Annotated in this window: 12 protein-coding genes, 4 pseudogenes and 1 riboswitch; of the genes and pseudogenes, 9 read left to right on the forward strand and 7 right to left on the reverse strand. The window is 33.8% G+C overall.

The features are described 5' to 3' along the window. The gene (locus AC1DKZ_RS23540; RefSeq protein ID WP_476997172.1) at nucleotides 1–1419 is read left to right on the forward strand and encodes a 6-phospho-beta-glucosidase; all 1419 of its coding nucleotides are present in this window, start codon (nucleotides 1–3) and stop codon (nucleotides 1417–1419) included. A 1041-nt stretch (nucleotides 1420–2460) separates the two neighbouring features. Here AC1DKZ_RS23540 and glsA read toward each other — a convergent pair. From glsA to brnQ, 3 genes are all read right to left on the reverse strand, one after another. Next, nucleotides 2461–3390 (reverse strand): glutaminase A, encoded by a 930-nt coding sequence (gene glsA / locus AC1DKZ_RS23545; protein WP_476997173.1) that lies wholly within the window; start codon nucleotides 3388–3390, stop codon nucleotides 2461–2463. Between the two features lie 514 nt (nucleotides 3391–3904). Next, entirely contained in the window at nucleotides 3905–5362 is a 1458-nt protein-coding gene (locus AC1DKZ_RS23550) for an alanine/glycine:cation symporter family protein (protein WP_476997174.1), read from the reverse strand. 631 nt (nucleotides 5363–5993) lie between these two features. Continuing rightward, complete coding sequence (gene brnQ, locus AC1DKZ_RS23555; RefSeq protein ID WP_476997175.1) at nucleotides 5994–7319, reverse strand: branched-chain amino acid transport system II carrier protein; 1326 nt, start codon at nucleotides 7317–7319, stop codon at nucleotides 5994–5996. A gap of 169 nt (nucleotides 7320–7488) precedes the next feature. On the opposite strand from brnQ, the pseudogene AC1DKZ_RS23560 reads away from it, so the two are divergent. The 6 genes and pseudogenes from AC1DKZ_RS23560 to mgtA form a co-directional block, all read left to right on the forward strand. Then, a pseudogene (locus tag AC1DKZ_RS23560) lies at nucleotides 7489–7623 on the forward strand (transposase); the annotation flags it as partial. Between the two features lie 394 nt (nucleotides 7624–8017). Next, nucleotides 8018–9922 carry an S-layer homology domain-containing protein gene (locus AC1DKZ_RS23565; protein ID WP_476997176.1) on the forward strand — a complete coding sequence of 635 codons (1905 nt, stop codon included), beginning with the start codon at nucleotides 8018–8020 and terminating at the stop codon, nucleotides 9920–9922. Between the two features lie 699 nt (nucleotides 9923–10621). Next, nucleotides 10622–10798, forward strand: a riboswitch (M-box (ykoK) riboswitch). A gap of 211 nt (nucleotides 10799–11009) precedes the next feature. Then, nucleotides 11010–12338 (forward strand): magnesium transporter, encoded by a 1329-nt coding sequence (gene mgtE, locus AC1DKZ_RS23570; RefSeq protein WP_219303947.1) that lies wholly within the window; start codon nucleotides 11010–11012, stop codon nucleotides 12336–12338. Between the two features lie 493 nt (nucleotides 12339–12831). Beyond that, nucleotides 12832–13516, forward strand: a pseudogene (locus AC1DKZ_RS23575) (FtsW/RodA/SpoVE family cell cycle protein); the annotation flags it as partial. Between the two features lie 33 nt (nucleotides 13517–13549). After that, a complete protein-coding gene (locus tag AC1DKZ_RS23580) occupies nucleotides 13550–14089 on the forward strand; it encodes an undecaprenyl-diphosphatase (RefSeq protein ID WP_098765524.1) in 540 nt (179 codons plus the stop codon). A 228-nt stretch (nucleotides 14090–14317) separates the two neighbouring features. Beyond that, nucleotides 14318–17011, forward strand: coding sequence for a magnesium-translocating P-type ATPase (mgtA, locus tag AC1DKZ_RS23585; protein ID WP_476997177.1), 2694 nt, complete (start codon nucleotides 14318–14320; stop codon nucleotides 17009–17011). Between the two features lie 296 nt (nucleotides 17012–17307). On the opposite strand, the gene AC1DKZ_RS23590 is transcribed toward mgtA, so the two are convergent. The 3 genes from AC1DKZ_RS23590 to AC1DKZ_RS23600 are packed head-to-tail and all read right to left on the reverse strand — an operon-like array spanning nucleotide 17308 to nucleotide 21030. Beyond that, nucleotides 17308–18435 (reverse strand): Ger(x)C family spore germination protein, encoded by a 1128-nt coding sequence (locus tag AC1DKZ_RS23590; protein WP_476997178.1) that lies wholly within the window; start codon nucleotides 18433–18435, stop codon nucleotides 17308–17310. Then, the gene (locus AC1DKZ_RS23595) at nucleotides 18432–19535 is read right to left on the reverse strand and encodes a GerAB/ArcD/ProY family transporter (RefSeq protein WP_476997179.1); all 1104 of its coding nucleotides are present in this window, start codon (nucleotides 19533–19535) and stop codon (nucleotides 18432–18434) included. Before AC1DKZ_RS23595 ends, AC1DKZ_RS23590 begins: the two co-directional genes overlap by 4 nt. Further along, nucleotides 19522–21030: a spore germination protein gene (locus AC1DKZ_RS23600; RefSeq protein ID WP_476997180.1), complete on the reverse strand. Its 1509-nt coding sequence runs from the start codon at nucleotides 21028–21030 to the stop codon at nucleotides 19522–19524. Before AC1DKZ_RS23600 ends, AC1DKZ_RS23595 begins: the two co-directional genes overlap by 14 nt. Before the next feature lie 374 nt (nucleotides 21031–21404). On the opposite strand from AC1DKZ_RS23600, the pseudogene AC1DKZ_RS23605 reads away from it, so the two are divergent. Together AC1DKZ_RS23605 and AC1DKZ_RS23610 are read left to right on the forward strand one after the other, a co-directional pair. Further along, a pseudogene (locus AC1DKZ_RS23605) lies at nucleotides 21405–21773 on the forward strand (PTS transporter subunit EIIC); the annotation flags it as partial. A gap of 78 nt (nucleotides 21774–21851) precedes the next feature. Further along, nucleotides 21852–22578: pseudogene (locus AC1DKZ_RS23610) on the forward strand (alpha/beta hydrolase); the annotation flags it as partial. A 32-nt stretch (nucleotides 22579–22610) separates the two neighbouring features. Here AC1DKZ_RS23610 and AC1DKZ_RS23615 read toward each other — a convergent pair. Beyond that, nucleotides 22611–22790 (reverse strand): ATP-binding protein (locus AC1DKZ_RS23615; RefSeq protein WP_476997181.1); only part of this gene is annotated, 180 nt, incomplete at its 5' end.

The following is a 22790-nucleotide window of genomic DNA, read 5'->3' on the forward strand; positions in this document are numbered from 1 at the left end:
ATGAAACCATTCTCTAAACCGTTTCCTGAAAATTTTTTATGGGGTGGAGCAACAGCAGCGAATCAAATTGAAGGGGCTTATAAAGAAGGTGGAAAGGGCCTTTCTACAGCAGATGTACTACCAAATGGTGTATTTAGCCCACCAAATTTCTTGCTAAATGGAGATTGCTCTTATCATACTGCAATTGACTATTATCATAACTATAAACAAGATATTGCTCTCTTTGCAGAAATGGGATTTAAATGCTTCCGTATGAGTATAGCATGGACTCGGATTTTTCCAAATGGTGATGAGTCTCAACCAAGTATAGAAGGGTTAGCTTTCTATGATCAAGTATTTGCCGAATTGAAAAAATACCACATTGAGCCTATCGTAACAATATCTCATTATGAAATGCCTCTCAATTTAGTGAGAAAATATGGAGGATGGCGAAATCGTAAACTTATTGATTTTTATTTAAAATTTGCTACTACTTTATTTGATCGCTATAAACACGTGAAATATTGGTTGACGTTTAATGAAATTAATTTTGTAATTCATGCTCCTTTTACTGGTGGGGGACTCGAGTTTAAAGAAGGGGATCATAAACAAAATATACAGTATCAAGCGGCTCATCATCAATTTATCGCAAGCGCTTTAGCTGTAAAAGCAGGTCATGAAACGATAAAGAATAGTAAGATAGGTTGCATGCTTGCCTATGCGCCAACTTATCCGCATACTTGTAATCCTGAAGATGTATGGAAAGCTATGATGTTAGATCGTGAAACAGTATTCTTTACTGATGTTCAAGTTCGAGGATATTATCCGTCATATACTGAAAAATATTTCGCTGAAAATCAAATAAAAATCACAATGGAACCTGGTGATGAGGAAATTCTCTCATCCCATAAAGTAGATTACCTAGGTTTTAGCTACTATAATAGCGGTACGGCATCTGCTTCTCCTGATAAACATGAAACTTCTGCCGGTAACTTACAGGTTGGTGGTGTTAAAAACCCATACCTAAAGGTCTCAGATTGGGGATGGGAAATTGATCCAAAAGGTTTACGCATAGCCTTGAACTTGTTATATGATCGATACCAAATACCTCTATTCATTGTTGAAAATGGTTTTGGAGCAGTAGATGTACTAAATACAGAAGATACAGTACATGATGATTATCGAATTAATTATTTGAAAACTCATATTAAAGAAATGAAAGAGGCCATCACTGATGGCGTTGATTTGATAGGTTATACTACATGGGGGCCAATTGATTTAGTAAGTGCATCAACAGCAGAAATGAAAAAGCGTTATGGATTCATCTATGTAGATAAGGATAATGATGGAAATGGAACCCTAAAACGTTATAGAAAAAAAAGCTTTGCATGGTATAAAAATGTTATTGCCTCTAATGGTGATAATTTGGATTCATTTTGAAATTAATTTTCAACCCATTATCCGAAAAAACTCTCTTTCCTCAAGCGTGTACAGGGCGATAAGTGGGAGAAATCTTTCGGTTTGATGCAGCCAAAAAATTTCTGATAAACTAGAAACGGTTCTGTTGTAGCGTTTCTTAACACATAAAACGGTGAGGAAATTACAATTGAATTTTATGAAGCCGCTAATAATTTTTGTAATACGCTATACGACGAATAGACGAGGTCTGATTGAAGACTTCGTCTTTGTTTATGTAGTTGGAATCGATAATTAAAGAGTATAAAGAGAAGAAATAAAGTAAAGTTATGAACCACCTAATTAACACATATTACTTCATAATACACTTAATAATTATATAATTTTTATATAGCTATTTAGTTTATCATTTTGCAGTAGGGCGGATTTTGAAAAAGAAAGAAGAAACAAATTATCTGCATGTGTGCTAAGGGACAAAACTACAAAATCCATTAAAATAGAACCATGGCGTTCATTGAAAGAAGAAATGAATGTTTTAGGTTTTACGGACAGTGATACTTTTTAAGTTCAAGTGGTATTATATAATCCGAATAAGGGCAATAAGCAAAAATACAAGCAAGATAATAGGGATCGCGCCACATTGCTATTAAGCTAAGCGTATATAAGTTTAAGCTCTTTTCAGCACCTTTTACAGATTTCGCGATGTGGGAAAGACGATATCGAACTTTAGTCCGCCTTTAGGAATGGGATGAAAGTATCGCTTTTTCATAGAAAAACAGTTGTGTTTTGTTTATACTTGAACGATAGACAAGTAAATAGAAGGTATATTTAAAGAAAGTACCTATACTACTAAAGGTACTTTCTTCATTTTAACGGTAAGAGGACATATTGTATCAATTAGATAATAACTTATGAATGTGAACTATTCACCACTTAGCAAAGCTTGAAGTGGGAGCTTCTCAGTTCCACGATGAAAGCAACCTCTCGTCTCCCTGAGAATTACTTCGGTGTGTTCCATCCTAGATGTCCAACGCTTGAGGAAGGAGAATTTTTTCGGGGAATTCGTTAAAACATACTCCAGCCTTTTTGCGCGGAAAGTAGTTCTAGTATTTTAAAACCAGCTATACTATTTCCGTTAGCATCTAGAGCGGGTCCAAAAATACCAATTCCCATTTCTCCTTTTACGCATCCGAATATCCCACCGGAAACCCCACTCTTGGCGGGAATTCCGACGCGAATTGCAAATTCACCAGATTCGTTGTACATGCCGCATGTGACCATAAATGTTTTACAAATTTTTGTTATATGTTTCGGAACGATTTGTTTTTTTCTATATGGATCATATCCATCCATTGCAAAAATCAAACCAATCCGTGCTAAATCAATGCAGTTTACCTCAATTGCACATTGTCGTGTGTATAAGTCCATTAACGCCTCTACATCGCCATTGATAATGTCATTTTGTTTCATATAGTAGCAAAGAGAACGATTTAAGTAAGCTGTTTCTAATTCAGAGCCGGCTACTTTGGAAGAGTAATTAATTGTAGGATTGTCCGTAATATCACGCACAAAGGAAAGAATCCGTTCCATCTTCTCGTCATTACTATCCCCTGTTAGTATACTTGTAATCGCTAGTGCCCCTGCGTTAATCATTGGATTGAGTGGTTTAGAAGGGTAAGCTGTTTCTAGTTTAATAATAGAATTAAATGGGTCACCAGTTGGCTCCATTCCTACTTTAGAAAATACATACTCTTCGCCACGCTCTAAAAGTGCAAGTGCAAGCGTAATTACTTTTGAAATACTTTGAAGGGTAAAAAGCGTTTGGGAGTTCCCGGCATGGATATAATCTGTTTCTTTATGATAAATTGCAATCCCTAAATCATCTGGATTTGCATTTCTTAATTCTGGGATATAAGTAGCCAGTTTACCTTTTTTTGTATATGATTGTACTTGCTCTAGTAATTGTTCTAGGTTATTTGTTCGAATAGAGTGCATAACTAATACGTCCTTTTCCTTTTTATCTTTTTCCGCCAGAAGACTCTCTCCTTAATTTGTGTGAAGATGTGCTAGCACCAGCAGATAGGTGGGAGATGAATGTCTGTTAGCGTAAGCCAAAATACTTGCTATCATATACTTGTACAGCTTGCTCTTTGATAACTGACGATATGAGGTTGGTTGCAGAAAAATCGTTGCAATCGTAAAATCTTCAACGTTCTATCGTCCCACGCTTGCTGAAGTTGCGAAAACCAAGCTAAAGTAGGGATCGTGGTGAGTCAACGTACAAGACATTTCAGTTCTTACCGTAGGAACTACGGGCAGAGCCTGCTAAAATAACCGGTGGATACATCGGTGTTCGCAGGAATCCCCCACTTCAAACATCTCATTAGAGTGTTAAGTGGGGGTAGTTCAAAGTTGTGTTCATATAATCTGTATTTAATAAACGACCTGAATAAAGGTGTATTTTCGGTATTCTAAAATTGACTCCTCTGTATTTAAGAAAAGATTTTTGTTATCCAATCTTTTCTTTGGTGCTTTCGCTGTTCCAGCATTCAGTGTTATTTAAATTAGGAATATTAGTTGCATAGAAAATCGGATCTTTTCCGGCTTTCTTTTGCCTTAAATAATCTTTGAGAGCGGAGAAAGCATATTTTCCAAGGAGGATGATTGCAATTAGGTTGAAAATGGCCATAATCCCCATGAATAAATCTGCAATATCCCAAACAATTTGAACCGTTGCTATAGAACCTAGCATTACCATACCAATTACCGAAATACGATATATCAGTAATAATGTCTTACTACCACTTAAGAATTCAATGTTTGTTTCCCCATAGTAATAGTTTCCAACGAGAGAACTAAAAGCAAATAGAAAAATAGCTATTGCTACAAAGGTAGGTGCCCATGGCCCAATATGAGTTTTCAATGCTTCTTGTGTTAATTGAATCCCATTTAGATCTGTAGCATTGTGCATATCGGATAGAAGTATCATAAATGCAGTACAACTACAAATTATTAGTGTATCCGTAAAAACACCAAGTGTTTGAATAAATCCTTGTTTAACAGGATGTGTAACATTGGCAGTCGCAGCTGCGTTTGGCGCACTTCCCATGCCAGCTTCATTTGAAAATAAACCACGCTTTACTCCTAGAAGAATCGCAGCACCAAGCCCTCCGCCTACAACTTCCTTAATACCAAAAGCATGCAGCAAAATTTCTTTGAATAAAATAGGAACTTGCGTAATATTTGTAATAACCACAAATAGTGCAACACCAACATAAAGAATCGCCATAAATGGTACAATCATTTCTGCGACACGAGCAATCCGTTTTACGCCTCCAAAAATGATTAGTGCTATCAAACCTACTAGTATACAGCCGACTATTGTAGGCTCTAGGTTGAATGCGTTTTCAAATGCTAGCGTAACTGTATTCGCTTGAACAGCATTAAACACAAGACCAAAGCAAACTGTAATTAAAATTGAGAAAATAACTCCCATCCAGCGTTTATTTAATCCTTTTTCCATATAGTAAGCTGGACCGCCTCGAAATTTATTTCCATCTTTTACTTTGTATATTTGAGCAAGTGTACTTTCAACAAATGCAGAAGCTCCTCCAATTATTGCGATAAGCCACATCCAAAATATTGCACCGGGCCCGCCGGTGGAAATCGCAATGGCAACACCAGCTAGATTTCCTGTACCAACTCGAGAAGCTGTACTCATGCAAAATGCTTGAAAAGAAGAAACTCCATTTTTTTCTTTTTGTGCTTTACGAGTTGAGGAACTTGCACCATCACTAAGTAAGCGAATCATTTCACCAACATAGCGAAATTGTACAAACCTTGTCTGAATTGTAAAATAGCATCCAACCCCAATTAAAAGAGCAATTAGGATGTAACCCCATAAAAATTCATTTGTAATTCCAATGAATTTGTGGATGGGAGTGATTACATCTTTAATAAAATCCATATGCCTACTCCTCCTTATTCTAATGAATATATATTTATCTAAAAAGACATGGATTCAGTATGACAAAGAAAATAAGCGGAAACATGATGTTCAAAAATTATTTTATCTTTTTCCGACAGAACACTTACTCCTCAATTTGTGTGAAGGTGTGATAGCACCAGTAGGTAGGTGGGAGATAAATGTCGGATGGCGTAAGTCAAAACGTTTGCGACCATATACTTGTACAGATTGCTCTTTGAAAACTGAAGATATGAGGTTGGCTGCAGAAAAATCGTTGCAAACGTCAAATCTTCAACGTTCCATCGTCCCACGCTTGCCGAAGTTGCGAAAACCAAGCTAAAGTAGGAAGCGTGATGAGTCAACGTACAAGACACTTCAGTTCTTACCGTAGGAACTACGGGCAGAGACTGCTAAGATAACTGGTGGATACATCGATGTTCGCAGGAATCCCCCACTTCAAACATTTCGTAAGAGTGTTAAGTGGGGGGAGTTCAAAAAAGCTACCATAATGTTATTACCAGGAAAAATTCAATCCCGATACTATTTTCGTTTATATATTTTCTTTTTGTACACGAATCAGATGCCCCTTTAGAGTTACATTGTTCCAATGATTACAATTGCCTTAATGATTTTAGGTAGTAGAACATTGTTTAGTTCTTCCTGAAATCATCAAACCAATCAAACTACCAAGTAAGGATATTAAAACCCATCCCATTCCTTCATTATATAGAGGAACGTATTGCATGAAAGTAAGCAACGAGTCACTTGCAAGTTCTGCTGTTTCTAATCCTTGTACTATACTAATCAGTAATGCTCCTAAAACTGATCCAACATAGACAGCCTGCTTATCTTTTATAAATCGATCAAAAAAAGCGAGGATAATTAGCACAATTGCTACAGGATAGATAACAATTAGGATAGGTAGGGAAAGTTTAATTAGCATAGACAAACCAAGGTTTGATACTCCAAAGCTAAATAAGCAAATAATTAAAATGATTTTGTTATAAGAAATCTTTGGAAATAGTGTTGTGAAAAATCTCCCACATGCTGAAACGAGTCCTACAGATGTAGTTAAACATGCGAATAACATTGTAATTCCTAATAAGGAAAGACCATATTGCCCAAATAAATGTTGTACTACATTTGTTAATAACACACTTCCGTTTTCAAATGTGCCAAATGTTTGAGAAGTAGCTCCAATATAAGCAAGTGATATATATATGATAGATAATCCAAGCGCGGCTATAAGCCCTGCTACTATAGTAGATTTAGCAATGGATTTTTTATTTGTAACACCTTTTTCTTTTATAGCGTTAATTACGATAATTCCAAATACGAGAGCAGCAAGGGCATCCATTGTTAAAAACCCTTCAATAAATCCTTTGAAAAAAGGAGCTTCCTGATATGAATCAGAGGGTGTTGAAATAGATCCAACTGGTGAAGAAATTGCTTTAACAATAATAATACTAATCATGATTAGTAACAGTGGGGTTAAATATTTTCCAATTCTATCTACCAATTTAGAGGGATTTAAAGATAGACAATACGTTACAACGAAATATAAAAATGTATATAGGAGTAATATATACCATTGATTTTGCATGGTGTTACTTAAAAAGGGGGCAACTGCCATTTCATATGAAACAGTGCCTGTACGAGGAATGGCGAAAAAAGGGCCAATTGCTAAATAAATGATAAGAGGGATAATAACACCACAGGCGGGGTGAATCCTACTAGCAAGGGTACTAACATTTCCACCAAAAAGGGAAATAGCAGCGATGGCTAGTAATGGAAGTCCAATACTACTCACAACAAATCCCGAAATCGATATCCAAATATTCGATCCAGATGAATATCCTAATAATGGAGGGAATATCATATTACCTGCACCGAAAAATATTGCAAACAGCATAAGTCCAATAGGGATTGTTTCTTTAAAAGTTAACGATTGTTTCATAGAGCACTCTCCTTTTTTTGACGAAAAATGTCGAAATTTAAGTTTTTTTCATTATAACATATGAAATTAGAAAATACAGAAAAATAAAAATGAAAAAAATCCCTTATTTTACTTGAAATACTATTCGGAATAAATAAAATGATATAAATACTCAAATTTATTTTGTTATATGTTCTTTGTAGTTCGCAAAGTCAGAAAAAACATACTAATAGAAGAAGTAAAGAAAAAAGAAAAGGGACATGAACAGGAGCAGGCACCGATGGAACGTCCTGTTTATTGGTGCCCGCGAGAAAACAGACCTGTTTTGAATAAGTCAATTTCATTTTTAATATATAATTACTATAGATGAATGTTAGGGTTCAAATAACGGACATAATTTCCCCATATTCACTGCATAAAATTTTGTTAAGCTCTGAAATTCAAGAGGTAAATTATTCTTTATCATTGTAGTTCTTTTTTTATACGCTACTCTAAAATGCGTGTAATTATTAGAAATATGAATATGGGAAGAGGAGGGAGAACTGTTATTAAAGATAATTTCCACTTTTATTTATATACAATAATACAGAAATGGTGGTTTTTAGCATAAAATTACAGAATATTGAAATTGTTTTCGTTTGTAAATTTGCTAAAACTATTTTAAAAAAGGAGGGGGATTTAACACAGCGCAATACGTGCATTGTGTGTTAAAAATTAATATGAATAAACGACTTTATAACGTCTTAGCAGCGGTCATGGTACTTCAAATAGTAAACATAAACATTCCTACTACTTCGTTTGCAGATTCAGTAGAAAATGTAGTAACGGGAACTAAAATAACGTCTTCTGATATAGAAGCGATAAAGAGTATTGAAGATGATATGAGAGATGAGGATGGAAAAGGGGATAAAATAGATGAAAATGGTGAAATACAAGGAAACTTTATTGTAAATATCCAAAAACAAACTACTTTATATGATTCTCCTAATATACAATCTACTGTTACCAGTGAAATACCTAAACAAATAGCAACAGGAACAAAGAAGAAAGGTGACTGGTATTTTGTTCAAACAAGCTCGGGAGAAGGTTGGATATATAATAGTAATCAAACCTTTATAGAAAGAAATATCTATACTTTACCAAGTGATTCAAGAAAAATAGTAATTAATGAGAAAACAGAAGTTTATTCATCTCCATTTGATGAATTTAAAGAAAATGGTAGTTTAGAACCCCAAACACTAGATGCTATAACACAGGCAGGTGATTGGTTTCAAATACAAACTGATGGTGAAATCAAATGGATAAAGTCGCCTTCTGTAAAATTTAAAGGGTCAAAGCCTTCACTTATCAAACAAAGAGCTACTACTAGTAATATATATGGTGTACCATTTACAGAATGGATTGTTCCAAAAGGTAACGATAATATTCGTCCTGGATATGCGATGAATGCAAAATATATTACAATTCATGAAACAGATAATGAGAGCCCAGGGGCAGGTGCAAAAAATCACGCACAATATTTATATAATCAAGCAACAGGGAATACAGATCGTGCTGCTTCGTGGCACTTTACAGTGGATGATAAAGAGATTTATCAACATCTACCTTTAGATGAGAACGGTTGGCATGCAGGTGATGGAACGAATGGAACTGGAAATAGACAATCCATTGCAATTGAAATTGCTGTAAATAGTGATGGGAACTATGATAAAGCTGTGGATAACGCTCGTAAATTAACAGCATATTTGATGAGGGAGTTAGATATTACTATAGATCATGTGGTTAAACATCAAAATTGGAGCGGGAAAATTTGTCCATCAAAAATGATTAAAAGAGATACTTGGAATGATTTCTTAGTTGGTACAAAAAACTATTATAACGCTAACAATAAAGATGATATTACCGGTGGTTGGTATGAAAAGGATATTCGTGAATTAGCATCGCAAGGGATTATGGTAGGGGATGGACAAGGTTCATATTGGCCGGATCGTCTTGTTACTCGAGCAGAATTTGCAACATTTATTACTAGATCCTTAAAGTTGCCTGAGGGTACTTCAAACTTTACGGATCTTAATACGGCACACCCCTCATTAATAGATGGAATTAATCGTGCAGCAGCAGCTGGAATCATTAGTGGTAGGGGAAAAAATATTTTTGCTCCAAATGACACAATTAAGCGTGATGAAGTGGTCATTATGATTGATCGAGCGTTACAGTATAAAAATATTATTGGAAAGCTAGTAGACTTGCCTTTTACTGATCAGAACTTAGCGTATGATAAACAGGCTGTACAACGTGTTTATGGACTAGGGATTGTAAAAGGAAATGAAAAAAACGAATTTATGCCCAAAGGTACAGCCACTCGCGGAGAAGCTGCTGCCTTTCTGAATAGAATGCTACATGTATTAAATAATGATAACAATAATTCAATAGGTGTTGTTACCATAACTGGTTCTGGTGTAAATCTGCGCAAGGGACCTGGGACGACTTATGAAGTAATTCGTAAACTAAATAAAAATGAATCATATTCTGTATATAAGGAACAAAATGGATGGTTAAGTATTGGTGATAATCAATGGTTATTTTATGACCCTAGTTATATCTTTTTTAATAAAAATAAATAAATACTAGAAAAATCGTGTAAAACAGAAAGCATTCTTGTTAGCAAGAATGCTTTCTACTTTTTTGCATTTAAATTTCAAATATTTCGATGAATCCATATGGAAAATCTATATATCATTTTATCTGTATAAATCTTATTTGGAATGAAATACATTAAAAATGTTTGTTTTTCTGTAATTCCTGTTTTAAATCTTGCGAAATCTGTTGAACACTTTCTATATCAGGTTGTGCATAGTAGATACTATACAGGAGCCTCACTCAACAGAGACATATTTTAATTGCACTAATAAGCAAATTATATTTTGCGTGTTTATCTAATGTGAAAATAATGAGTTTAAAATTCATCCCTTTTCAAGATACAGGTTATATCGAAAGTGAGAGGAAATCAAGTTGAAATTTTTGTTATCTATTGGGCGTTTTTTGTTTTTTAAAATTTTTCCGGACAATAATCTTCAATAATAAAGCATCAGGACACGTGTAATAATAAAAAAATAAATTAATTTAATAGTTTATAGTTTATAAAAATTATTGCATAAATTGTAAAATTCGTTGTATAAAAATAAAGTATTATACAGATGTTTATATCTGTGGTTTGGGAATGTTATGATATCAAAAAGTGAAGAAATAGGTTTTTTTATTACTTGACAAGTTCAAAAATAGTGGATATGCTTTAACACGAAACAAACAAAAAATTTTAAATATTTATAACCTGTTAGGTGAGGCTCCTATACAAACACAGGCTATTGCCCAAAAATATCGAAAGATGCCAATGGGTAGAACAGGAATTGTCGGATTAAGGCTCTTCTTAAGATAGCTAAGTGATGAATCATTCATCCTTTACGTTGTATAGTGCCAAAACTCAACTAGGGGGAATGAGCTTTATTTAGCTATGTCTTTTTTAAATCGACCTCCTTTAGTTGAATCACTAGGGGAGGTTTTTTATATGCAAAATTTTATTTGTAATAAATCTCTAATAAAAGGGGGGAAAACTAATGATTGATGATATTGATCCCATATTTATTAAGAAATTTGTTTTCCCAGAAGTGGGAAAATGATAACAAGTACCATTGTCCTTAAGGAGGAATTACGATGAAAAAATGTTTGCAACAATTATTAAAGACACAAGACATACACTTAGTGCAAGAGCTTATAAAAACTCAATCCTATGATATTGCAATGGAAATGAAAGATTTTCATCATAAAGATCAGATATCTTTAATGAAATATTTTCCTACTGAAAAAGGTGCGAAAATTCTTAGTTACCTTACTCCAGAGGAGCAATATAATATTTGTACCAATTTGCCTTTGGATAAAGGTGAAGAGCTATTAGCAAGGCAATCTATTGATGACCTTGTTGATGTAATTCTTTCAATTCATGCACTTCAGGCTAAAAAGCTGATACAACTTATGTCTGAAGAATCTCAACAAAGAATTAGAAGTCTGCTGGTTTTTCAATCTGGAACAGCGGGCAGTCTGATGACAATTGACTATATTGCCGCCAGGGAAAATTGGAAAGTGAAAGATACGCTGTCGCATATTAGAAAAATTGGGGCAGGGGTAGAATCAATTTCGTATATTTATGTTCTTGATACGCGTGGTCAGCTTAATGGAATTGTTTCTATTCGTGAATTATTGCTAGCTTCTGATGATAAGAATTTATCATCAATAATGGCATCAGATGTCATTTCAGTTTCAGTGGATCTAGACCAACAGGAAGCTGTACAAAAGCTAATGGATTATGATTTATCTGCTATACCTGTAACAACGATAGATAATCGGATGATAGGTATCATAACCTTTGATGATGCAATGGATGTTTTCGAAGAAGAAGCAACTGAAGATATTCAAAAATTAGGAGGGAGCACCCCATTAGATAAGCCATATTTTGAAACCTCTATTTGGCAAATATACCGTAAACGTATAGGTTGGTTATTACTTCTGTTTGTAGCGGAAGCATATACTGGTTCTGTACTTCGACATTATGAAGAAACTTTGACTCATGTAGTAGCACTGGCTTTCTTTATTCCATTGTTAATTGGAACTGGTGGAAATACAGGTACACAGGTCGTAACTACATTGGTTCGTGCTGTAGCTCTAAATGAGGTGAAATTTAAAGATATATTTCGTGTTATGAAAAAAGAAGCATTAGTAGGTATTTTACTTGGGCTTACATTAGCCGTGGCGGCATTAATTCGTGCGTACACTTTAGGCGTAGGTACAGAAGTCGCACAAGTTGTAGCTATAACTGGATTATTCATTGTTATTTGGTCGTCTATTGTTTCATCTGTATTACCCTTGATTCTAAATAAGTTAAAGTTGGATCCAGCTGTTATTTCAGGTCCGTTCATTACGACATTAGTCGATGGGACGGGGTTAATTCTGTACTTTACCATTGCAAAAATGTTATTAGGCTTATAAAAAATTTATACTAAGTTTCTATACCTAGGTTCGTTCCCTTGAGGCTCCCACGGCTAAAGCCACAAGCTGACTAACGTCAGTGGGATTCTTGCTACCAAAGGCGAAGTCTATTTCTAGTATCGCTGACGTGCAAGATTGCGGTGTGCCATCACCACTCCGTATCCAGTGCATATAGCAGATACGGCACTCGTTCTATTACCAAACGAGTCAGATTAGTAGTTCTCAAATGTGTTTTAGCGTCTTGTGCTTGACGACTCAATACATTTTACGGAGTAGAAGAATTTGTTACTCCAACCTCATATGTATTATGTTTTCAGAGAACAAGATTGTTTTAGAAACTTTCACTTGTCTATTATGAAAATTATACCATTTCAAATTCTTGATGTACAGAACGTACCTTCGGTGTTTTGTTTGTACATCGCATTTGACCTCATTCTCATCCCACCTCTAAAGTGGGTGCTATCGCACCGTATTGGGCTTTCCCGTTCGGAAAATCTGTAAAGTTATTTTGTTTTTAATGTTTACGTTCTTTTTGATATACAAACAACCCAATCTAGGTTCTGCATTATTAATTTCAGGAATAGGGGCAAGTATGTTTATATGTTCTGGAATAAACATTTCTATTTTAATGAAATGGATAACTGTTACTTCAATTGTTAGGATACCGACTTTATACTTTCTTTTTAGGTTTGGTTTATCTGATGTTCAAATGGCACGTATTACAACGGTGTTCAATCCATTTCTTGATGCAAAAGGGGATGGTTACCAACTTGTAAATTCATTTATTGCTATAGGATCTGGTGGAGTTAGTGGACGTGAGTATGGAAATAGTATTCAACAGGAAGGTTTTTTACCTGAGCCTCATACTGATTTTATTATGTCAATTGTATCTGAGGAGCTTGGAATTATAGAGGTACTAATCATATTAACTGGTTTATTAACTATAGTACTTCGCTCTTTTAAGATTGCTTAAGGGTGTAAAAGTCAATTTGGAAGTCTAATATCAATAGGAATCGGGAGTATGATAGGTCTTCAATCTATTGTTAATTTAGGAGGTGTCACGGGAATGTTCCCTCTTACAGGCACCCCCCCTTCCATTTATTAGTTTTGGTGGAAGTTCTTTAATGGCTAATTTAATAGCAATGGGACTGTTGATAAATATCTCGATTTTCAATAAAAAGACAGATAATATATTTGCTTATGGAGGAGAAATGTTAAATTTAATAAACAATCTAGATTATAATGGATTTCGGTATATAAATGAGCATGTGAAAGGAAATGTATACATCGACTATTTAATGATCTTTTTTGCTGAATATGCTCAGTATATGTTCATACTATTATTTATGATTCTTTGGTTAAACAAAAAATATAAAAATAGAACCTGTGTAATTCAAGCTATTATAGCATGCTGTTTTGCTTTTGGATTGAATAGGATTATTGGATTGTTTTTTTATAGAGAACGACCATTTGTTTCTCAGTTGAATATAAAACAACTTGTTGAGCATACCGCTAATGCCTCTTTTCCTAGTGATCATGCTACAAGTGCCTTCGCAATAGCTATAACTTTATGCTTATATGAAAAACGTTTAGGTAAAGCATTTTTATTGTTAGCTTTTTTAATTGCTTTTTCAAGGGTCTGGGTAGGAGTACATTATCCGCTGGATGTATTAATAGGAGCTGTTTTAGGATTTTTATGGGCCTTCATAATCCATTATATAGTTAAAACTAACTTCAAAAATAATAAATAAAGCGTCTACACTATTATACTTGCGACAAACCACATTATATTCAAAATTTTTGCTGCTAATAAGAGGAAACTTATAAATAAAAATTACTTTTTACGGTGAGAATAATACTATTTAAGTGCAATTGCACTTCTAAATTTGATTAAAAATTCAAGGTGATTATAAAAATGTAGCTTTAAAATTATATTTTGAAAAAACAGGGGGATTTTATTTAATGGGTAGGAGGTTAAGTTGTTGCGATCTAATAAAAAAAAATCTTTTTATAATCAGGAAGTACTAGGAAAAAATTATAAAATGCTAAGTGAAATTGCAAAAAGTGATGTTGAGTCGACGTTTGCTTTTTTTAAAACATCGTCTCATGGACTTTCTCAGGAAGAAGCTACTAAGCGGCTTGAAGTATATGGGGAAAATAAAGTGATTTATCAAAAAAGAATAAAATGGTATATAACATTATTTAATTCTTTTAGAAGTCCGTTTATTTCTCTTCTAATAATATTAGGGATGTTATCTTTTCTTACTAATGATATAAAGGGTGCTATTATTGTAGGGATTATGGTGGCTGTAAGTGTGTTAATTCGGTTCATACAAGAAATTCGTTCTCAGAAGTCTATAGAAAAATTAAAAAATCTTGTATATGAAAAGGTAACTGTTCTCAGGGGGGGAGATGTTTTATATAAGGAAAATAAGAGGGCGGTATTAGAAGAAAGTGGAAAGGTACAAGTTGCTCTTGAGAATCTTGTACCAGGGGATATTATAGAATTATCTGCCGGGAATATTGTACCTGCAGATGTACGAATCATCTCATCGGAAAATTTACTTGTAAATCAATCATCACTAACAGGGGAAGCATTACCCATTGTTAAAACAAATCAGTATTTCCATATGTACAAAAAACGTAAAATTAGAAAAATCCAAAATTTGATCGAATTGGAAAATCTCTGTTTTATGGGAACTCATATTATAAGTGGTACCGCAAAAGCAATAGTTGTGGGTACTGGAACAGATACTTACTTTGGTTCAATAGCAAAGAATCAATTTAAACTGAACAAGATATCTGATTCTAGATTCGATAAAGGGGTAAGCAAAGTTAGCTGGCTATTAATTAAATTTATGATTATCATGACACCTATTGTTATGATGATACATGGAGTTATAAATGGGAATTGGTATGAGGCATTTTTATTCGCTTTAGCTGTAGCGATTGGACTTACTCCAGAGATGCTTCCAATGATTGTAACCGCTAATTTGGCTAAAGGTTCTATTAATATGAGTAAAAAGAAGGTACTTGTAAAACAACTATCTTCTATCCATAATCTCGGAGCTATGGATATTCTCTGTACCGACAAGACAGGCACATTGACAGAAGATAAAATGGACCTGGTACGATATACAGATACAAATGGAGAAAAGTCGGATAAGGTTTTGAAATTAGCGTATATAAATAGTTACTTTCATACAGCATATAAAAATGAAATTGATCTATCGGTTATGCGTTATGTAAGAGATAGTAGTGAATATGATATATCTCAATACTCAAAAATAGATGAATGCCCATTTGATTTTAATCGAAGACGAGTTTCAGTTGTTGTAGAAACAAATGCTAACGAACGAATAATGCTATGTAAAGGTGCTGTTAGAGAAGTTATATCAATTTGTAGTTATATAAAAGAAAATAATAAGATAATTCCTATTACAGATGAAATCCAACATAAAAATAAACACTTAATTGAACTCTGGCAGGAACGTGGGATGCGAGCTGTTGCAGTTGCATATAAGCAGTTAAAGGGTGATAAAGTGGGGAGTTACTCTATTGATGATGAATCAGATATGATACTTGTTGGATATGTTGGTTTTTCAAATCCACCCAAACAATCGGCTATGGCTGCACTTCATACTCTACAAAAGAAAGGGGTACAAGTGAAAATTTTAACTGGTGATAATGAGTCCGTGACAAGAAATGTATGTAGGAAAATGGGCTTGTATATAGGAGAACCAGTACTGGGTTATGAAATAGATAGTCTTCCTGATAAAGCATTAGTAAAACTTGCAAGTAAAACAAGTGTGTTCGCAAAATTAAATCCTAGTCAAAAATTTCGTATTATTAAGGCACTTCAAATGAATGGCCATACAGTTGGATTTATGGGGGATGGAATTAACGATGTGTTTGCTTTAAAACAGTCTGACGTTGGTGTATCTATCCATACAGCAGATGATATCGTTAAAGAGTGTTCAGATATTATACTTTTAGAAAAGAATTTACATGTATTAGAAGATGCTATTGTGGAAGGACGGACAACGTTTGGAAATATACTGAAGTATATTAAGATGACAGCAAGTTCAAATTTTGGAAATGTATTAAGTTTATTAATTGCTAGCGCATTTCTTCCTTTTCTTCCAATGTTACCAATTCAAATATTATGTCAAAACTTACTATATAATCTATCCCAACTTTCAATTCCATGGGATAAAGTAGACAATGAATTTTTAGTGAAACCAAGAAGTTGGGATACAAAAGATTTATTTCGTTTTATCATTTTTATTGGGCCGGTAAGTAGTGTTTTTGATATAATCATTTTTATTGTAATGTGGAATATATTTGGTGCAAATATTCTTGAAATGCAATCCTTATTTCAAACGGGTTGGTTCGTAGTAGGGTTACTAACACAATTATTAATTGTGCATATGATTCGTACTCAACATATTCCTTTTCTACAAAGTACGGCTGCTAGACCTGTTTTGATACTTACAGGTTTAGTTATGATTATAGGGATTTCCCTTCCATTTACCAGGTTAAGTACCCAAATTGGCTTAACTCCACTTCCGTTGTATTATTTCCCGTGGTTATTTGGAATTTTAACAATATATGCTCTAGTTACTGAAATTATAAAGAGAATATACATCAGGAAGTTTAATCGATGGCTTTAAAACTAAAACATTTTGTTGAAGTTCATTGTACGTTGAAAAGGCGAAGTCTCTTTGGAGACTTCGCCTTTTCGGTATATCATGAATTACAGGAATTACTAGTAGCCTCATAATATTTCCTCATATATTCATGCCTCTGTTTATCTCTTGTGAAACTTTGCACCAGAACCATATATATCCTAGAAACACATGTTTCCCTACAGAAAAGGTGAATTCATCTTCCACTTAACTTATTGGTGCTATGCACCTTCACACAAATTGAGGGGGAAGTTTTCTTGGCTAAAAATAATCTAGATAGTTTAATTTCTAATTGTTCCTGTATCTTTTATTTTAACGTGTGTATTCACACGTATTTTAGCTTTTGAAAAAGCGCGCAACCAATCTTCTTTTACCTTTTTCCATTCTTTATATTGAAAAGCTCTAGCATGTAATGACAAACCAATTGGATCAATTTTATTTCTCTGCATATCCTGTAACATGCCCTGTAATTTTTTATTAAACTCTTCCTGGATTTCATGTTCCAATCTACCTATATTCTTATTACCATGTAAAGGAGTTTTAGTTAAGTGTCCGTTGGTTTTTTCAATTAAGGATACATTCATACTTACATCTATATTAAAAATAAATTTACCTTTTTGGAAATCAACACTAATTTTTCTCTTTGCATTTTGTACGAAAACAGACGTATTTGGCTTTTTATCAGATTTTTTTGGAGAAAGAACAAGGTGTAGTATCATCCGACCTGTATTTTTTGACTTATTAATAAGGTTGAAAAACTTCACATCGGTTTTAGGAATCTTCGTTAAGTACTTTCCTTGATGATTTAAAAATGCAATTCCTACCGTATCAATTTCATTATTTGTTTTCTTGATAATGGGAACAGTTTGCGTCATTCCCTGTTCATTTTTTTCTCTCATTAATTGTTGAATCGTGGAAGAGACGGATTGATTATTTTGAATAGACGATTCGATTACACCATTTATATAAGATGGTAGAGATGGTTTACTAGGCTTATGAACTTTAAAAATTTCATCTGCAGGTCCATCTACAAGTACTACTTTAGCATTAATGGTAGCGTAAGGATCACGGTAAGAAGAATCAAGCTCCTGCAACCAATTTGATTCTTGCGCTAATTTTTTTCCGATTAAAATGATCTCAGCTTTGGAGGCTGTCATATAGCCCGTTAACTTCGTATCTATCTTACTGAATCCATTATATACAGTTGATGCCTGCGTCCAATGCTCTATAGTACTTTGTTGCTGTTTATGATGAAAGAGTGGTATGCTTGTGCCCACTTTTATGTTTCCATTAGAAGTTCTATCTAAGCCGATTAAAAGGATTAAAGAAACTTTTTCAAGAGGAATTCTCTGACTACAACCAATTAAACATACACAACAGATTACAATCCATATCCATTTTCGAATCAAAGCTGTTTCCTCCTAGCAAACCAAGTAAAAACAATGCTGTAAGCGAAAAAAAAGATTGGTAATAGAATAAAGAAAGTGATATTTAAGATATCCATAAGAGAATATATAAATAAATATTGATCCACATCGGGATTTAGAAAAACGAATAAGCCGACTATTAATACCATAAAACCAACTAGCACCCAATTGCGAACGGTTTTTTGAAATAAAATGGTCACAGATTCGAAACTGAAAAATAAATACGGATATATTGTAGTGGAAAATACAATCAAATAGTAAGCGATATATAAAATTTCTAATCGTTCTATGAAAGAAAAACGAACTCCTTTTAACAGATGAAATACTGGCCAAATTACGTCTTTTATCCCCTCCGGACTAAAGTACATATAAGAAAGAATAGTCACATATAGATAGAAAAACATGGTTCCAGTATTCGCTATTAGTATTCCTTTTATGGCTTTTTGTTTTTTTTGTAAGAACGGATAAATAAAATATGCAATTTCTAAGCCCGCATAAGGAGTAATGGTTTCTTTTGTTGCCTTTACAATAGGGTATAAGCCATCTTTAAAAATAGGTAGTAAGTGTAAAGGATTGTAGTTACTCTTTAGTGAAAAAAGAAGAAATAGTGGCATCCAAGTAGTGAAGAAGAAAACAAGCATAGAATAACTAGTAAGAGCCCTTAACCCACTCAGGGCTAAAATAATAAAAGGCAATAGTAATAATATGGAGATTTGATAAGCAGGAGAGGAAGGGAATATCCACACTTTTACAATATCAGTTGCCTTTAATAAAGTATTAAAACCAGCAAAAAATAGATAAAAGGCATATAAAAGAAGAAAAATTGTTCCTAGCCATTTACCAAAGTATGCATTTAAGATCTGAGAGAAATTTTTGTTAGGATTTCTTTGTAACATTAATATAATAATTACGCCAATTATAGAAGTAATTATCCATCCCAGAATGATAGAAATCCAGCCGTCTGTACCAGCGGTAGTGGCAAGAGGGCTTGGCATAATTAACATACCTGATGCAAGTTGCAGTGAATGAATGAAAACAATAAATTCAAATAAAGTTATGTTTTGGAATTTAAGATTCCCCATGCGAACCACCTTCTTTTTTCTTTTTTTGTTTCGGCTGTCCGGTACTCGAGCGGGTGGTGAGCATAGAAATAGGAAATCTTACAAATGAATCTTTTAACTCTTGGAGACGAAATGGTGCTATTGGCAATCCGTATGGTGAACCATAGGAAGTTATTGAAACAAAATGAGCAAATAAGAGCATTAATCCACTAACAATACCTACAATTCCAAAAAAGTAGGCAAATAACATCATTGGAAAACGAATAAGCCGAATACAACTTGATAAATCATAATTAGAAACAACAAATGATGCAATGGCAGTAATAGATACGATAATAACCATAACATTACTCACAAGTCCTGCTTGAACAGCTGCTTGTCCAATTACAATACCTCCAACAATTCCAATTGTTTGTCCAATTGGTTGTGGTAGACGAATACCAGCTTCACGAAGCATTTCTAATGTAATTTCCATAATAAATGCTTCTAGTAAAGGAGAGAAAGGGACTTTAATTCTTGACGTTGCAATAGAAGTATATAGATCTAAAGGAATGATTTCAAAGTGGAATGAAACCATTGCAATATATATTGCGGGTAAAAATATAGCTATAATAAATCCTAAAAATCGTAATAAGCGAAAAGATGATGCAATCAGCCAATGTACATTATAATCATCGGGAGTCTGAAAAAATCCAATTAAATTCATTGGAACGATCATTGCACCAGGAGATCTATCAATTAACACTGCTACTTTACCATCAAGGATATGATTAGAAATAGCATCTGGGCGTTCACTTAAATAAGCCTGTGGAAAGGGAGTCCAATTTTGATCTTTTGTAAAGTTGGACAATTCTCCTATGCTCAATACTGTATCAGTTTTAATTTTACAGATTCTTGTCTCCACTTCCTGTACCACATCTTCGTTAGCTACATCGCCTAAGTAAAGTAAATATACAAAAGTAGTGGCCCGTTCTCCGATTGTCAATTTTTTGATTTTTAACTCAGTAGAAGGAATATATCTACGAATGAGACCTATGTTTTTAGTGGCATTCTCAATAAACCCATCATGAGAACCTTTAATGGTAACTTCTGAAATAGGTTCCTGAATCGATCTTTCTGCCCATCCCTTTGTATTTATGAGAAGGGCTTTCTTTTCTCCTTCCATAAACAGTACACATTGTCCCTCGAGCAGCCCTTTTTTAATTTCATTCCATGTATATACTGTTTTTGTATAAGTAGCAATAATATTAGAATTAAATACTTGTCTGTCTTCATTTACTTCTTGTAATAATGGTGTAACGACATTTCCTTTTAGTACAAAACTATCTGTCAGACCTTCAAAATAATATAGTAAAACATTCGTTTTTGTTTTTAATTGTAATGGATGTTCAACTAAATCGGCACAAATATCAAAGATCTGTTCTAATGTATTCTTAAGTTCTTGTAAATTATTTGTCTGGATAGTTTCAACAATGGTATTTTCCATGGTTTCTAAGGTCTTTTCATTTAAAGACATGATTTACACCTCTTTACGTATAACAGTCGTGTTTTTATTATTTTTATATAATCAAATTTTATTCATTGGGATAGCAACAAATCGCTATCAACTTGAAATTTTGTGGCACCCCCAGAACGAAATTTTATAGCCTTCTTGAAACAAAGAATTTCATTTTATCATTATTTTTGTGGTGACCTGTTTGCTTGGTTTGATGGCCCCGTATATAAAAGTTTAAAGAACATTAATTTTACATATTACAAAATCGTACAAGTATATTAGCATATAGAACAATTCGAAATTGTTGTAGCACAAGGGAAAGAGAAGTATGTTGGCTCAGCAGCACCTTCCGCTGAAGATTTACAAGCAAAAGGTGCAGAAATGAAGGCTGAACAAAAGAAAGAAATAATACACCTTTTAAAACATTTTTAAGAAAAATCGGGAATATATTCAGTCCTTTAATTCCAGCTTTTGTTGGAGCTGGTTTAATCGCGGGTATTGCATCAATTTTGTCAAACAATATTACTGCCGGAAACTTAGACAGTACTACATGGCAGCAGTATGTGACTATTTTTAATGTTATTAAAAATGAGATATTTAGTTATTTGGTTATTTATGTAGGGATTAATGCTGCAAAAGAATTTGGAGCAACACCATCTCTTAGTGGATTCATTGGTGGTGTAACCCTTTTAACAGGAGTAACAGCTGATCTACCAATAAACAATATATTCAACGGTGAACCATTATCACCAGGTCAAGGAGGGGGAAACAAATTTAATTCATATTCTAATCTAGGTCTAAATTAAGGTAGTAACCAAATAAGAAATGGAGAAGATTTTATTATGAAAATAAAAAAACAAAAACCTAGAGGAGCATGGAAAAAATTCTTATATCTTTCCTCATAGTTTTTGGATTAGTTCTTGTGGGATTTAGTTATTGGAATCTTTCACCAATTCCAAAAGCTTTTTTGATTAAAAAAGCATTCGAAGGGGGAATGTTCATTCCGTCACTGGGTTAAGAAAAAGCCCTACAAGAAACAAAAATCGTTAAGGATATAAGTTATAAATCTAAGTTTCCAGATGGCACATTAGACATCGTTTATCCGAAAGATTATACAGAAAAAACTCCTGTTATTTTTTGGGTACATGGAGGTGGATTTGTAGGTGGTGATAAATCAGGTATCACTGGGTATGCAGTAGAGTTAGCTGCCTATGGTTATACAGTGGTGAATATAAACTATGCTCTTGTTCCTAAAAGAGAATATCCTACACCAGTACTCCAACTAGGTGGGGCTTATGAATATATATAAGAAAATGCAAAGGAATATGGCCTAAAACTAGATCGCGTTTATTTTGTAGGAGATTCTGCTGGAGCACAAATATCTGGTCAACTCGTTAATATTCAAATCTCTCCCGAATATGCTAATTTTGTGGTCCATATAATATGCCAGCTTTAGCTAAGATGGAAACAACTAAAGAAGTACAAGATTTTATGCGTATCTCTGGTTGGGTTTACTTAGGAGAGAAAGACTTTGAAAAATTACCTGAAGTAGAGATAGCTTCTATTTTTTAAAGATAAATTTTAATACATCTTCTATTATTTTAGCAGGGGATAGTGATAGAAAAGTGTGTACCTTTTCCTAGTTCACTTTCTATCTCTATATCTCCGTTTAATTCTTTAATAATACTGTACGCAATCATAGTACCAAGCCCAGTACCTTTTTCTGTTGTTGAATAAAATGGCAAGGCAATACGTTTTATTTGTTGGGGAGACATTCCTAT

The organism is Bacillus sp. 05T21 (genome assembly GCF_056396785.1).

What these genes read in the sequence shown, in the direction of transcription:
- AC1DKZ_RS23540 (WP_476997172.1), top strand. Translation starts at nt 1, where the DNA reads ATGAAACCATTCTCTAAACCGTTTCCTGAAAATTTTTTATGGGGTGGA.
- glsA (WP_476997173.1), bottom strand. Translation starts at nt 3,390, where the DNA reads ATGCACTCTATTCGAACAAATAACCTAGAACAATTACTAGAGCAAGTA.
- brnQ (WP_476997175.1), bottom strand. Translation starts at nt 7,319, where the DNA reads ATGAAACAATCGTTAACTTTTAAAGAAACAATCCCTATTGGACTTATG.
- AC1DKZ_RS23600 (WP_476997180.1), bottom strand. Translation starts at nt 21,030, where the DNA reads ATGTCTTTAAATGAAAAGACCTTAGAAACCATGGAAAATACCATTGTT.
- AC1DKZ_RS23580 (WP_098765524.1), top strand. Translation starts at nt 13,550, where the DNA reads ATGTTAAATTTAATAAACAATCTAGATTATAATGGATTTCGGTATATA.
- AC1DKZ_RS23550 (WP_476997174.1), bottom strand. Translation starts at nt 5,362, where the DNA reads ATGGATTTTATTAAAGATGTAATCACTCCCATCCACAAATTCATTGGA.
- mgtE (WP_219303947.1), top strand. Translation starts at nt 11,010, where the DNA reads ATGAAAAAATGTTTGCAACAATTATTAAAGACACAAGACATACACTTA.
- AC1DKZ_RS23565 (WP_476997176.1), top strand. Translation starts at nt 8,018, where the DNA reads ATGAATAAACGACTTTATAACGTCTTAGCAGCGGTCATGGTACTTCAA.
- AC1DKZ_RS23595 (WP_476997179.1), bottom strand. Translation starts at nt 19,535, where the DNA reads ATGGGGAATCTTAAATTCCAAAACATAACTTTATTTGAATTTATTGTT.